At 72.9% G+C, this 12829-nt stretch carries 10 protein-coding genes; all 10 read left to right on the top strand.

Translation table 11 applies throughout. From position 1 onward, the window contains the following. The 10 genes from AB0K43_RS30030 to AB0K43_RS29985 all read left to right on the top strand — a co-directional run bounded on the left by AB0K43_RS30030 (position 1) and on the right by AB0K43_RS29985 (position 12800). Positions 1–2544: an ATP-binding protein gene (locus AB0K43_RS30030; protein WP_363645311.1), complete on the top strand. Its 2544-nt coding sequence runs from the start codon at positions 1–3 to the stop codon at positions 2542–2544. After that, positions 2541–4667, top strand: a complete 2127-nt coding sequence (locus tag AB0K43_RS30025) for a hypothetical protein (protein WP_363645309.1) — start codon at positions 2541–2543, stop codon at positions 4665–4667. The genes AB0K43_RS30030 and AB0K43_RS30025 overlap by 4 nt, the downstream gene beginning before the upstream one ends. After that, entirely contained in the window at positions 4664–5827 is a 1164-nt protein-coding gene (locus AB0K43_RS30020; protein WP_363645307.1) for a C40 family peptidase, read from the top strand. Before AB0K43_RS30025 ends, AB0K43_RS30020 begins: the two co-directional genes overlap by 4 nt. A 141-nt stretch (positions 5828–5968) precedes the next feature. Next, complete coding sequence (locus AB0K43_RS30015; protein WP_363645305.1) at positions 5969–6424, top strand: hypothetical protein; 456 nt, start codon at positions 5969–5971, stop codon at positions 6422–6424. A 458-nt stretch (positions 6425–6882) separates the two neighbouring features. Further along, a complete protein-coding gene (locus AB0K43_RS30010; protein WP_363645303.1) occupies positions 6883–7497 on the top strand; it encodes a hypothetical protein in 615 nt (204 codons plus the stop codon). Positions 7498–7621: 124 nt separating this feature from the next. Next, positions 7622–8101 carry a hypothetical protein gene (locus tag AB0K43_RS30005; protein WP_363645302.1) on the top strand — a complete coding sequence of 160 codons (480 nt, stop codon included), beginning with the start codon at positions 7622–7624 and terminating at the stop codon, positions 8099–8101. Beyond that, positions 8098–10272, top strand: a complete 2175-nt coding sequence (locus AB0K43_RS30000) for an ATP/GTP-binding protein (RefSeq protein ID WP_363645301.1) — start codon at positions 8098–8100, stop codon at positions 10270–10272. Before AB0K43_RS30005 ends, AB0K43_RS30000 begins: the two co-directional genes overlap by 4 nt. Before the next feature lie 13 nt (positions 10273–10285). Continuing rightward, on the top strand, positions 10286–11230 hold the full coding sequence (locus tag AB0K43_RS29995; RefSeq protein WP_363645299.1) for a replication-relaxation family protein: 945 nt from the start codon (positions 10286–10288) through the stop codon (positions 11228–11230). Positions 11231–11259: 29 nt separating this feature from the next. Then, on the top strand, positions 11260–11592 hold the full coding sequence (locus AB0K43_RS29990; protein WP_363645297.1) for a hypothetical protein: 333 nt from the start codon (positions 11260–11262) through the stop codon (positions 11590–11592). Positions 11593–11681: 89 nt separating this feature from the next. Next, a complete protein-coding gene (locus AB0K43_RS29985) occupies positions 11682–12800 on the top strand; it encodes a hypothetical protein (RefSeq protein ID WP_363645295.1) in 1119 nt (372 codons plus the stop codon). Positions 12801–12829 lie beyond the last annotated feature (29 nt).

The raw sequence follows: 12829 nt of genomic DNA, 5'->3' as shown, positions 1-12829 counted from the left end.
TTGAGACTGCCGATCCGTCACATCGAAGGCAACGTCATCTGGACGACGCACGGAACCTGCTGGGCGCTGTGGCGGGTGACGGCCGCGAACTACTCGCACGCCCCGTCCGCCGCGAAGAAGGCGCGGCTGCAGGCACTGGAGGCGCTGTTCCGGTCCCTGGTCGGCGAGCCGATGCTGCTGAGCCTGTGCCCGCAGGTCGATCCCGCCGCGGTGGTCCGCGCGATGGTCGCCGACGTCGACCTGGAGGCCAGCCCCCGCTACGAGCAGCTCGGCCACACGGTGCTGGACCGGCTGGAGGAGATGGAACTCACCGGCCGCACCGACTGGCTCGCCGTGCCGCTGCCCGCACTGTCGCACAAGGACTACGCGACCTCTCTCGTGTCGGCCGCGAAGGCCGAGCTGGAGCTGCAGCTCGGGCTGCTGCCCGCCCCGGTGAGCGTGGCCGAGGTCGAGCGGCGCAGCGAGCAGGCGCGGCGGATGCAGGCCGGGTGGCCGTCGGGGGTGGCGATGCGGCCGGCGAGCGAGGCCGAGATTCTGTGGATCTACGGGCACAGCGCCCGGCGCGGGCTCACCGAGCCGCTGCTGCCGGACGGCACCGAGCGGGCGGTGCGCGGCCGCGGGCGGACCATCGCGGCTCTGGGGGAGGTGGTGCTCGCCGAGGGCGGCGCCGACTTCGGCGGGCGGCGTGCGCTGCCCGGCAACCCGTTCACGCGGCGTTTCCTGCAGGTGGCCGGCGAGTGGGGTGACTCCTACCAGGCGCTGCTCGCCCTGTCCGAGATGCCGGAAGCGTTCGCGCTGCCGGGTGCGGCGTACCTGCAGCAGCTGGACGATCTCGCCTACCCGGTCGACTGGAGTGCCCGGCTGGTGGTCACCGCGGGGCACAAGGCCGAGGCGAAGACCCGTCGGCGGGCCAGGCATCTGCAGGCGCAGGCCGCCGAGTACGAGGGTGATCCGGCCGGTCCGCCGGCGTCGGTGGAGAAGTACGCGGCGGACAACGACGAGTTTAGGGAGCGTCTCACCGCCTCGGCCCGTGAGGTCGAGATCCGCGCGATGGTCACCCTCGCTGTGTGGGGGGACACCCCGGACGACGCCCAGGACCGGGCTGCCGCCCTGGCGTCCGACTTCGGTGCCACCGAGTACACCTTCGCCCGGCCGGTCGGTGAGCAGGTGGCGCTGTGGCAGGCGATGCTGCCCGGGTGCCGGACGCCGCGGGTGATGCTCGGCTACGCCCAGATCCTGCTCGCGCGGGACTTCGCGATGGCGATGCCGTGGTGCGGCTCCCAGCTCGGTGACGAGCGCGGCGCCCTGTTCGGGCTGCAGCTGGCCTCGGGCGGTGCCCGGCCGGTGCTGGTCGACCCGGCCCGGGGACCGCGGAAGGACGCGAGCGCGTCGATGGCGTTCCTGGGTGAGCTGGGCGCCGGGAAGTCGGTCGCCATGAAGGCCGCGGTGTTCAACGTGCTGGCCCGCGGCCGGATGGCGGGCCGGCCCGGATCGCGGGGGCGGGCGGTGGTCGTGGACCGTACCAAGGAGGAGGAGTGGGTGCGCTTCGCCAAGGCCTGCCCCGGCACCACCCAGGTCATCCGCATCGGCCAGGACAGTGAGGTCAGCCTCGATCCGCTGCGCCTGTTCGTGGAGGACAGTCCGAAGGTCGCGGCCCGGTTCTGCGAGAGCTTCCTGACGCTGCTGCTCGGGGTGCGCCCGATGGACCTCGAGGGCGTTGCCCTGTCGGAGGCGGTCCAGGCCGTCGTGGAGCGCCCGGCACCCTCGATGAGGGCGCTGGGCGCGGAGCTCGCCGCCCGCGGCGAGGACGACCCCGCGGCCCGCACCCTGGCCCGGAAGCTGGCGGCGGTCGCCCGCAAGGACCTGTCGAAGGTGGTGTTCGACGAGACCCTGCCGGTCGTCGACACCCGCCGCGCCGACGCCGTGGTCTTCGCCGTCAACGCCCTGCAGCTGCCGAAGAAGGCCGAACTGGCATCCGAGCACCGCATCGAGCGTCTGGAGTTCGAGAAGGTACTGGGCCGGGCGATCATGTATCTGATCGCCGCGGTCGCCCGCGAGACGGTGATGAAGGACCCGCGCGAGTTCGGCGTCGCGGTCTTCGACGAGTGCTGGTGGCTCACCAGCAGCGACGAGGGCCTGGACCTGCTGCTGGAGCTGATGCGCGACGGCCGCAAGCACAACGCGGCCGCCTACGTCGGCTCCCACGACCCCTACGACATCGGGCCGGCCGACAGCGAGAAGGGCGCGGTCATCCGCGGTCTGATCCCGCACCGGATGGTCTTCCGCCAGACCACCCGCGCCCTCGCCGAGCGCGCCCTGACCTTCCTCGGAGTGGACGGCGACGACGGAGGCCTGCTGGACCTGGTCACCGGCGGACTGTCCCCGATCGACCTGCCCGACGAGGAGAAGACCGACCGGGCCGGCGAGTGCCTCTACCGCGACCTGGCGGGACGGATCGGCCTGATGAAGGTGCTGATCCCCTTCGACGAGGCGGTGGCCCGCGCCATCCACACCACCCCCGGCGGCCTCGGAGCCGCCGCGTGAACGGCCTGCGCCGCCGGTGGGCGCAGCTGGGGCTGCTGGGTCCGGCGCGCCTGCGCCTGGCCCTGGTCATCGCTGCGCTCGCGGCCACCGCCTTCACGCTGCTGACGTCGCTGCCCGCGTATGCCGACCCGACGCCTACGCCGAGCCCCGCCACCTCGCCGGCGGCCGGCCCGGTGGCGCCGAGCCCGCAGGAGCAGGACCAGATCCAGGAGATCCTGCGCGAGCAGTCGGAGAAGCTCACCGAGGCGCAGCAGCAGGCGCTACTGGACCGGCGGACCGAGGAGCTGCGCAAGCTGCTGCCGGACGAGGGCGGTGTGCTCGGGGTCTTCAACGTCACCGACCGGGGCGGGATGCCGATCTCGGCGTACACGGTGGGCAGCGACACCGGCGGTGCGCTCGACTGGGACCTGGGCGTGGAGAACCTGCTGGCCGAGCTGTGCTTCATGGGCACCAAGTGGCTGATCGCGTTCTGCTGCTGGCTGATCTCCTGGGCGCTCAGCTTCGGCCTGGCGAAGCTGCTGCTGAAGCCGGTGCTGTCCGTGGCCGACTCCCTGCACGCCCGCGTCATCGTCCAGATGGGACTGCCGTCGCTGTTCCTGGCGGTGTGCGCGCTGATGTGCGTGGCACGGATCTTCTTCGGCGACAAGGCGCGCGGCTGGGGCGACGCGGCCCTGTCGATCCTGCTGGCCGCGCTGACGACCACGCTGCTCGCGTCCACACCGACCACGCTGATGGGTGAGGACCACGGGGCGATCGCGGTCACCCGCGGGCTCGCCCTGGAGGTCGCCGCGATCGTCCTGGAGACCGACCCCACCGGGGCCGCGACGGGCGCCCCCGCCGCCGAGGCCACCAGCGGCAGCCTGGCGCGGCCGCTCACCGACGCGCTCACCGACGCCTTCATCGTCCAGCCCGCGATGCTGCTGCAGTACGGGCGGACCTTCGACGGCGACTGCGCCCGCATGTACTCGGAGAGCAAGCTGCAGCAGCTCGCCTTCGACCGGGCAATGAACGCCCAGACCAACAAGCTCAAGAAGGTCACGCACCTGGCCGACTACCTTCCGGGCGGTGAGATGGTCTCCTCCTGGTACGACTGGCAGATCGACCTGAGCAGCCGCTGGGCGGTCGACCACTTCGGCGATCCGCCCATGGAGGCGTTCGAGAAGAAGTGCGTGCCGGGCGACGCGGGCGCCGCGAAGAAGGCCAGCCTCGACAAGGTCGGCGGCGCACTGTTCCTCCTGGTCGCCGCCGTCATCGTCACCGTCCTCATCTCCGCGCTCGCCGGGTCCTTCCTCGTCGCCCAGTGCCGCATCGCCTGGGACGCGGTCCGCGGCGAAGCCGCCCTGGTCGTCGGCACGGTCCCGGGCGCGGGCCGGACGTTCCTGTGGGACTGGTGCGCCTCCGTACTGCGCTCGCTCGGGCAGATGCTCGCCAGCGTCATCGCCCTGGCCATCTTCATCGTCGTCATCCAGGCCGTCCTGGACCCCGTCCAGACCGACTGGGGCCGGGAGCTGACGCTACGGTTCCTCGCCGTCGACCTCGTGTGCATCGCCGCCGTCAAGAAGCGCAAGACCCTCGCCGACCGCTCCCGGCAGGTCTCGGCGAACTTCCGGGCGAAGATGGCCGCGGGCCGGGTCGGCGGCACCCACGGCAGCATCGTCAGCACACCGGTCTCCGCCGCCGCGGGCAAACGCCCACAGATCACCCGCGGCCTGGTGCGCACCGCAGCGGCCAGTGTCGCGCTCGCCCGGGGCAATCCGCTGGCCGCAATCGGCTATGCCATGCCCCAGTCGGTCGGCGCGACCGCGCTGCTGTCCCGCATCGCCTCCGGCCAAGGTGGCGCGCACCGGCCCGGCGGCCACGGCGCCGGACGTCCCGCCCGCCCGGCCGGGCGGCCCGCGCCCACATCGAACCGCCGTCGCCCCGGACCGGCGGCCCCGCCCCATCCGGCGCACCCAACGCGCCCGGTGTTCCCACCGAGGCCCGCGCACCCGCCCAGGCCAACCGCTCCGCCGTCCCGCGTCCGGCAAGTTCCGGTCCAGCCGGCCGCTTCCGCGCAGCAACAACGGCTGCGCCAACGCCTCGACCGGCCGGTACGCCGCACACCGCCCAGGCGCCGCCGGTGAGCAGGCGAACCCGGTGGATCGCCGCCGGCTTCCTGCTGGTCGTGACAGCTCTCGTCCTGCTGGCGGCGATCGCGGCGCACGCCGCGGGCCTGGCCGACGACCAGGCCCAAGCGGCCCGGCGGGCCCAGGCCCGCTGCCCCGCCGGACCCGGCAGCACCAACACCGACACCGCGCGCCTCGCCAAGCAGGTACGTGCAGCCCTGGCCGGCACCAGCAGCGACGTCCAGGTCCCCGGACTGTCCGCGCCGGCCGAGCAGATCCCCAACGCAAAGATCATCGTGGCCACCGGCGTCCAGCTGCGGATCCCGGCCCGCGGCCAGGTCATCGCGCTGGCCACCGCGCTGCAGGAGTCCGGGCTGCGCAACCTTCCCGGCGGCGACCGCGACTCCCTCGGCCTTTTCCAGCAGCGCCCCTCCCAGGGCTGGGGCACCCGCGAACAGATCCTCGACCCCCCCTACGCGAGCACCAAGTTCTACACCGCGCTCACCGCGGTGAACGGCTGGGAGCAGCTGCCGCTCACCGTCGCCGCCCAGCGCGTCCAGAAGTCCGGCTTCCCCGACGCGTACGCCCAGCACGAGAACCTGGCGGCCGCCCTGCAGCAGGCCATCGCCCCGACCCTGGGCGCAGCGGCAGCGGCACCGGCCGCCCCGGCGCCGGCCGGATGGCCGGGGCCGGTACGGCCGGGCTGCGCCACTGCAGCCGGCGAGGGCTTCGGTGCGATCGAGGCGGGCACCATCCCGGCCGGCTACGAGATCCCCGTGGATGCGCCGGTCGCGGTGCGTACCGCGATCCGGTGGGCGCTGGGTCAGCTCGGCACGCCCTACCAGTGGGGCGGCAGTTGCACGAACCCGCGCGGGACCGATCCGGCTGGCCGGTGCGACTGCTCCTCGCTGGTGCAGCGCGCCTACGGGGTGGCCGGCGTTCAGCTGTCCCGCACGACATACACGCAGGTCACCGAAGGGGCCCCTGTGCCAACCGATGCGCTTCGACCCGGGGACCTCGTGTTCACCCACGGCACGGCCGACCGCCCGGAGCACGTGGCCATGTTCATCGGGGCGGGTCTCCTGGTGCAGGCGCCCCACACCGGGGACGTGGTCAGGGTGAGCAGGCTCGCCGACCAGGGCGTCGTCCTGGCCGTCCGGCGGATGGTGGGCGAATAGGCATGTGTGGCATGGCGGGCCTGGCCGGGGCGTTCCATTCTCGTTTTCCCGGTCAGGCCGTATGCCCGCGCGTGGTGCCTGGTGGTGAGCACCTGTCCACGACATCCTTGCCCGGAGTAGATCGCACACGAGAGAGATGAAATGTCGCGTTCCTACTGGGACTTCGTCTTGGCTATGGCGTACGGCACGAGCACCTTGGGCCCAGCTATCGACGTCTGGCAGACGGTGCGGGGCCAAACGCCCCAGCGTCTCGTCGCCGCGCACACATCGCTTACTGAGCTGGCAGGCGAGACCGGCGGCCTGACTCTGACCGGCCTCGGACTTGCCGTGACGGCCTGGTTGTGGATTCCGACCGACGACTCTGTTGGGGCTTGGGTGGCCCTCGGGGGGACCTACGGCCTTCTTGCAGGTCTGTGGGTGTGGAGTGTGAGGCGACTTGCCCCGCAGCCGTGGGCGCCTGGTTTCGGGGACGGCTTGACGACGCTCAGCGTCTACACGCGGCGTGGCATCGTGTTCGCTGCCTCCGCCGTATTCATTCTTGGCCTGAGTGGCATTCAGATGTGGGCTTCCCGATTGGTCTGGTGGATCTTCGGCTGAGGCCGGTAGCCCTGCAGTGCCGATGGACCCCATCACGGTTCAACGCGCAGACCAGACCACGGCTGGTGGGACAACGCAGACACGCTGTGAGGCGTCCGGCTCGCGGTGCCAAGGCAACGTGCTGGTGTAGTTCGGCGGAGCACGGTGGTCAGCAATGCGGCGAGAACTCGTGCTCGTCGTCATCCCAGTCGAATCGGTCGTCGCCCGGTAGCAGGTCCTGGAGCTCTTCTTCGGTCGGCTCGTCCATGCCGTCATGATGCACCGCCTTCGACTGGTCGGGCAGCACTCGGTTCGGCCGGGGGTACGAATCGCCCACCTGACGGACAGGTCCCGGCCCGGGGCTCTGACGGTGATCGGAAACTGAGATCCCGCCGGGCGGGAACTCGGCCTGCAGCGGCTTGGCGGTCGGGACGGGCGGGGCACACAATGGCGTCCCTCCAGCATCGGAAGGGGCCATGGTGACCACTGCACTGACCGTCGGCATCGGTCTGACGGGTCTGCTGTTCGCCGCGCTGCTGGCCATGAGCCATGGCACGCGGCTCGGTGTGGGCATCGTCTTCGCTGCCGCGGGGGGTGCACTCTGCGCCGGCATCGCCCAGGCCGCAGCGCGCGCGCTGTTCCCGCACGGGATCGGTCCTGACGGTCTGTTCCACCTCGCGCCGTCGGCCGGTCCGGGCGCGGCCTGCATCCTTGGTCTGCTCCTGGTCGCTGCTTACGTGGCACGTCGGCTGCGACTTTGCCGGATGGTGGATCAGCACGCCGACCGGCTCGCCTTGATCCTTGCCAACGTCGGTGACCACGTCAGGCATCGCTATCCCTCCCAGGCAGCCCCGAGCGCGGCGGTCGCCCGGCGGCTCCGAGCGGCGACCGGTGCGCCGTGGTGGCGGAGCAGGAAGGCGCTGTTGGAGCTGCGCCATGCTGCTGTGACGGCTGCGGAGGATGCCCGTGCCGTTCTTCGGCAGGCCCCGCAGGACGATGAGCTTCGCGCGGGCCTGACCAACCTGCTCGCCGTTCGTGACGGTGTCCTCGATGCCGTCCATGTGTACTGCCCGTCGGCGCCGAGGCGTAGCTGACCTCCGCACAGCAGCCTTTGGCAAAGACTTGGCAAAGACTGGGGGGTGATGTCTGAATCGGCCTTCCAGCCGAACTTGGTCCGGGTGAAGGGAGCTTTCTTCCCCACACGACCAGGAGGCCGCTGTGCTGCACCACCCCGTCGTACCGGCCCCGGCGTCGGAGTTCTTCGCCGGCGTCGTTCACTGGGCCGCCCAGGCCGCCCCCTACGCGGGCACCGCAGGTCTCTTGATCGGCGGCGCCTGCGCCTGGGCGGTCCGTCACCGCACCCGCCGGGCCAGGGCTGCGCTCGCCCGCCGCACCGTCGTGGAGGTCATTCCCACCGCGACGTTCGACCCGGGCGAGGGCGAGGTGCGCCGGTTCGGCCGCCACCTGGCCCGGGTCCGGTACGCCGCCGACGGGATTCCGGTCCGCGGTGCGGCCGTGCGAATCCGCTACAGCGCGGACGGCGGCCAGATGCGGTGCTTCCTCGAAGGGCCCGCCCAGGCTGCGGCGATCCTCGCGATGCCTGGCTTCGCCGAGGTCGAGGTCCGCGCCACCCACTCCGGCACCGGCATCCAGCCGGTCCGGTTCACGGTCCCCGCACCTCGCGAGGCCGGCAAATGACCGCCGCGACGATCGACCTCACGAAGACCACCGCTCCAGGCGGTACCAGCCCCCGCGCGCGCTACGTCCAGCGGGCCGAGCTGGTCCTGGCCCTGCCCGACCACAAGGCCCTCGCCGCGCTCGGTCTGACCCCCGACCCGCTGCAGCAGCTCGCCACCGCCCTGGCGTCGGTGGGCACCGGGGCCGGCGAGCGGGCCGATGTGGTGCTGGACCTGGTCCCGGTGACGGAGCGCCGGCTGGCGCGGCGGCGGCGTCGGCTGCTGGCCCGCTCCAGGCAGCGCGGCCCGTCCGCGTACGGCGAGAGGCTGACCGGCGGGGCGTGGGGGGCGGGCCTGGCCCAGACGTTCTCGGCGGCCTGGTCCGGTGGCAACGGCGGCCGCGGGCAGGGCGGGCGGCTGCCCCGGATGACGGACGTGCGCGAGAGCGTCGGCAAGTTCGAGCCCGGCAGCGCCGTGTTCGCCGTCCAGCTGCTGCTGCGGGCCGAGGCCGCCCATCCGCAGGCGGCGCTGGAGCGCATGCACCAGCTGCTCGCCGCCTTCGCGGCCACCAGCGGCGAGAACTACCTGAAGGCGCACCGGCCGCGTTCGCGCCGCGCGGCTGCGGCGTTCGACCGGCGCTTCACCAGCGGGGAGTTCGCGCCCAGGCGGCGGCAGTGGCTGACGGTGCCGGAGCTGGCCGGGTTCCTCAAGCCGCCCAACGCGCGGTGCAGCGCCCCCGGTGTCGTGCGCTCCGGCGGCCTGGTGCCGCCCGCACCGGCGACGCTGCCCGTCTACACCGGCCAGCGGGACCTGGTGCCGCTGGGTGCGGTCGTCTACCCCGACGGCGTGGAGCGGATCGGCGCGGCCCGGGTGAAGGACCTGCTGTTCGGCCTGGCGCTCGGCAAATCCGGGCACGGCAAGACGGAGGCCGCGCTGGTGCAGTGCATCGCGCTGGCGCACTGCGGGTACGGCACGTGGTTCCTCGACCCGCACGGTGAGGCCTGGGTGCGGGCCAAGCCGTACCTGGCGCATCCGTACATCGCCGACCGGGTCTGGGAGATCGACCTGGCGCGCTCCGAGGACGACCGGATGGTGGTGTCCTGGAACCCGCTGTCGATGGAGGGCCGGACGCTCGCCGACGTGCAGGACGCCGTGCGCTCGGTCGTCGAGGGCATCGCCGCCGCGCAGGACTGGGGCGACCACGCGCCCCGGGCCCGCACCATCCTCGCCCGCACCGCCCAGGCCCTGGCCCTGCTCAACCTGCAGGCCGTCGACGCCGGCCACCCCGGGGCGCAGTGCACGCTCTTCCAGATCAGGACCTGGCTGACGGACGACGAGTGGCGCTGGGCGCTGCTCGCGAAGCTCCCCAGGCGGGTGCGGGACTACTGGGAGAAGACGTTCCCGGCCCTGGCCAAGGATGCGGTGCCGACCGTCACCTACGTCATCGATCGGCTCGACACCAGCAGGTCGCTGCAGGCGTTCTTCGGCTCCCCGCGCTCCGCCTACGACGTCCGCACCGCCATGGACGAGAGCAAGGTCGTGTTCGTCTGCCCCTCCGGGTCCGAGTCCGACGCGCTCGTGTCCTGCCTGCTCATCCACGACCTGCACCGCGCGGGCCTGTCCCGGCAGGACACCCCCCGCGACGAGCGCGCCACGTTCTGGGCCTGGGGCGACGAGCTGACCGCCCTGGACTCCTCCAGCAAAGGATTCCTGGCCGCGATCGCCGAACAGCTACGCAAGTACGAGGTGCGGTTCGTCGGCATGACGCAGATGGCACTGCGGCTGTCGGCCGTCACCCGGCAGGCCCTGCTGCAGAACCAGTCCCTGCTGTCGACGTGCGCCGCGGACTACGACGAGGCCGCGTTCGTCGCCCGCCGCTGGAACGGCCACGTCGCGCCGGAGACCATCACCGAACTCCCGAAGTACCACTACGTCATGTCGATCAACCTGGACGGCCGGCGCAGCACCCCGTTCCGGGTCCGCGGCCTGCCCGTCGAGGACGTCTTCGCCCACTACGACAACCCCGGCGGCGTCCCCGGCCTCGACCGGGCGATCGACACCAACCTGCAGCGCCGTCGCGTGGCCGACATCCTCGCCGCCCTCGAGGACCTCGACACCGAGATCCTCGTCCACCACCTCGGCCTGCCCGCCGACGGAGGCGGCGCCGGCGATCCCACCACCCGCCTCGACTGAACAGAGGTACACCGTGCCGTACGCGCACCCCGCGCCCAAGGGCATCGGCCCGATCGGCCAGCAGGCCCTCAACGTCCTGTACCAGCACCGCCTGGTCTCCACCGACCAGCTGCACCGGCTCGTCACCCCCCACCACACCCGCGCCGAGTACCTGCGCCGCCAGCTCCACGCCATGCGCAAAGCCGGCCTGGTGGACATGGTCGGGCGACGCGAAGAGGGGCAGACCAGCCTCCTGTGGTGGCTCACCCCCAAGGGCTCCGACGCGGTCGAGGTCGTCGGCCTGCTCCCGGCCCGCCCCTACCGGATGAGCCCGGAAGCCGCAGCCGGCCCGCTCCAGGAGCACACCCACGCCACCGTCGAAACCGGCATCGCGTTCGTGGCCTGGGCACGCCAGCTCGGCCACGACTGCGGGCCGCTCGACTGGGCGCCGGAGACCGCCCACTACTACCGCGACGAGACCCGGCCCGGCGAGGACCTCGCCCTGGTCCCCGACGCCGTCCTCAACTACGTCCACACTGCGCAGCGCACCAGCACCCTGCTGACGTTCTTCGTCGAGATCGACCGGGCCACCATGACCGTCGCGCGCCTGGCGCAGAAGCTGCACGCCTACGCCTGCTACCACCAGTTCGTCCCGCCGCCCGCCGGCCCCCGCGGTACCCGCCTCCCGGCCCGGCGCCAGACGGCCCCGGCCTGGCGCAGCCGCTACCCGGCCTTCCCCCGGCTGCTGCTGGTCTTCACCGGCGCCCCCCAATCCCGCCTCGAGCGGCGGATCGCCGACCTGCGCAGCCTCGCCGCCAGCGACCCGGCCCTCGCCACCACCGCGCTGCGGGCCGGCGCCACCACCCTCGACCAGCTGACCGAGCGCGGCCCGTTCGCCCCCGTCTTCACCCCCGTCCTCGGCGACGCCGCCCCGGCCGACGCCTGGCTGCGCCCCCAGCCCCACACACCCGCCGCCTGACCGCCCGACAGCAACGAAAGGTGACCCCGATGACCCACCGTCGCACCGCCCGGGCCTGCGAGGACCTCGGGCTGCTCCCGGCCCCGTTCTCACCGCTGATCGCCGCCCTGCTGGAGACGTACTGCCACACCCGGACCGTCGCCGCGCTCGCCCGCCGGGAATCCAACCCGCAGGAGTACCGGACGGCCGCCCGCGCGGCCGTCCGCGACCTCCTGGAAGGCTGGCTCATCCAGTCGCACGGCCTCGGCACGATCGACGACCTGCTGACCGACAGCCCCGATGCCGCCGTCCCCCGGCCCCGGACCGGCAACCGGGCACCGGGACACCGGACCACCGGAGCCGGCCCGGTCGGCGGCCGGTGAGCACCGCGACCGCCCGACGGAGCCCCTGGCCGACGACAGCCACAGCCTGGCCGCCTCCCGTCCGGCCCCGCTCCGGCGGGGCCGGCCCCGTGTTGCGGCCGATCGTCAGCCGCTTCCCCGCCTCGGAGCTCGCCGACCGCACCAGCAGCGGCGACTACATCCGGGTGGTCGCCACCGTCCAGGACTACGCCCGCAAGACCGGCACCTGCTTCGCCTCGGACCAGACCATCGCCGACCAGCTCGGCCTGTCCCGTGGCGGCGTGAACCGCCTCATCGCCAGGGCCGAGGCCCGGGGCGTCATCACCTCCCGCCCCAACCCGGACCGGGGCACCATGGACCGCCAGGTCGCCCCGATCACCGCCGACACCCTCGTGGTCTGCGTCTCCGCGCACGCCCGCAGCGCCCTGGCCGGCACCCGGTTCAAGGTCTACGGCCTGCTGGTCCTGCGCCAGCACCTGGACGAGGAGACGACGATCGCCCGGATCGCCGCCGACTGCGCCCTGACCGAGAACACCGCCCGGGCCGCGGTCGCCGACCTGGTCGCCGACGGCTGGGTGAGCCGCGAAGGCGACAACGGCTGCGCCCACCGGTTCCGCACCCACCCGGTGCCGATCGCCGGCGTCCCCACCCAGGACGCCCTCTTCCCGCAGCCCCGCCAGCAGGCACGCCCCGCCGACAACACCACGGCCATCCAGGCCGAGGACGCCCCCACCGGCCCCGCCGACCCCGGCCAGCTGCCGCTGTTCACCGATCCCCCGCCCGCGCCGACCCCTCCCGTTCCGGTGACAGGCACCCCCCTCGATCCGGTGACAGCGACCCCTCCCGTTCCGGTGACACGAACAAGATCCCCCTATCAAGATCTTCCGAACAGGCAGAGCGCCCGGGGTGGTGACGGTTCCGGCGAAGCCGCAACGTCCGTACCGCGCGCCCGCGCGGACCGCCCCGCCACAACACGGCCTGCCACCGCCCGGGCCGGGCTGGTTGCGCCTTCGGCGGACCCGCGAAAGACTCCAGCCCCGCCGCCCACAACCGCACTGCCGCCGCTGACCGTCTCCGCCGAGGTCCACCAGGTACTGCGCCAGGTGCCGTCCCTGGTCGCCCGGATGAGCCGCTGGCAGCAGCGGGAGGCGGCCCGCGCCGTCGGCCGGGCGATCCGCGCGGCCCGCGGCGTCGGCCCCCGGGGCGCCGACCGGGTGGAGATCGGATGAGCACACGGCAGAAAACCACTCACACATGT

It is taken from the genome of Kitasatospora sp. NPDC049258, from assembly GCF_040678895.1.
Taxonomy (GTDB): Bacteria; Actinomycetota; Actinomycetes; order Streptomycetales; family Streptomycetaceae; genus Kitasatospora.
This window is presented reverse-complemented; position numbering and strand designations above follow the sequence as displayed.

Excerpts from the sequence above, each read along its gene's own strand:
- AB0K43_RS30015 (WP_363645305.1), top strand. The coding sequence starts at position 5,969 with ATGTCGCGTTCCTACTGGGACTTCGTCTTGGCTATGGCGTACGGCACG.
- AB0K43_RS30000 (WP_363645301.1), top strand. The coding sequence starts at position 8,098 with ATGACCGCCGCGACGATCGACCTCACGAAGACCACCGCTCCAGGCGGT.
- AB0K43_RS29990 (WP_363645297.1), top strand. The coding sequence starts at position 11,260 with ATGACCCACCGTCGCACCGCCCGGGCCTGCGAGGACCTCGGGCTGCTC.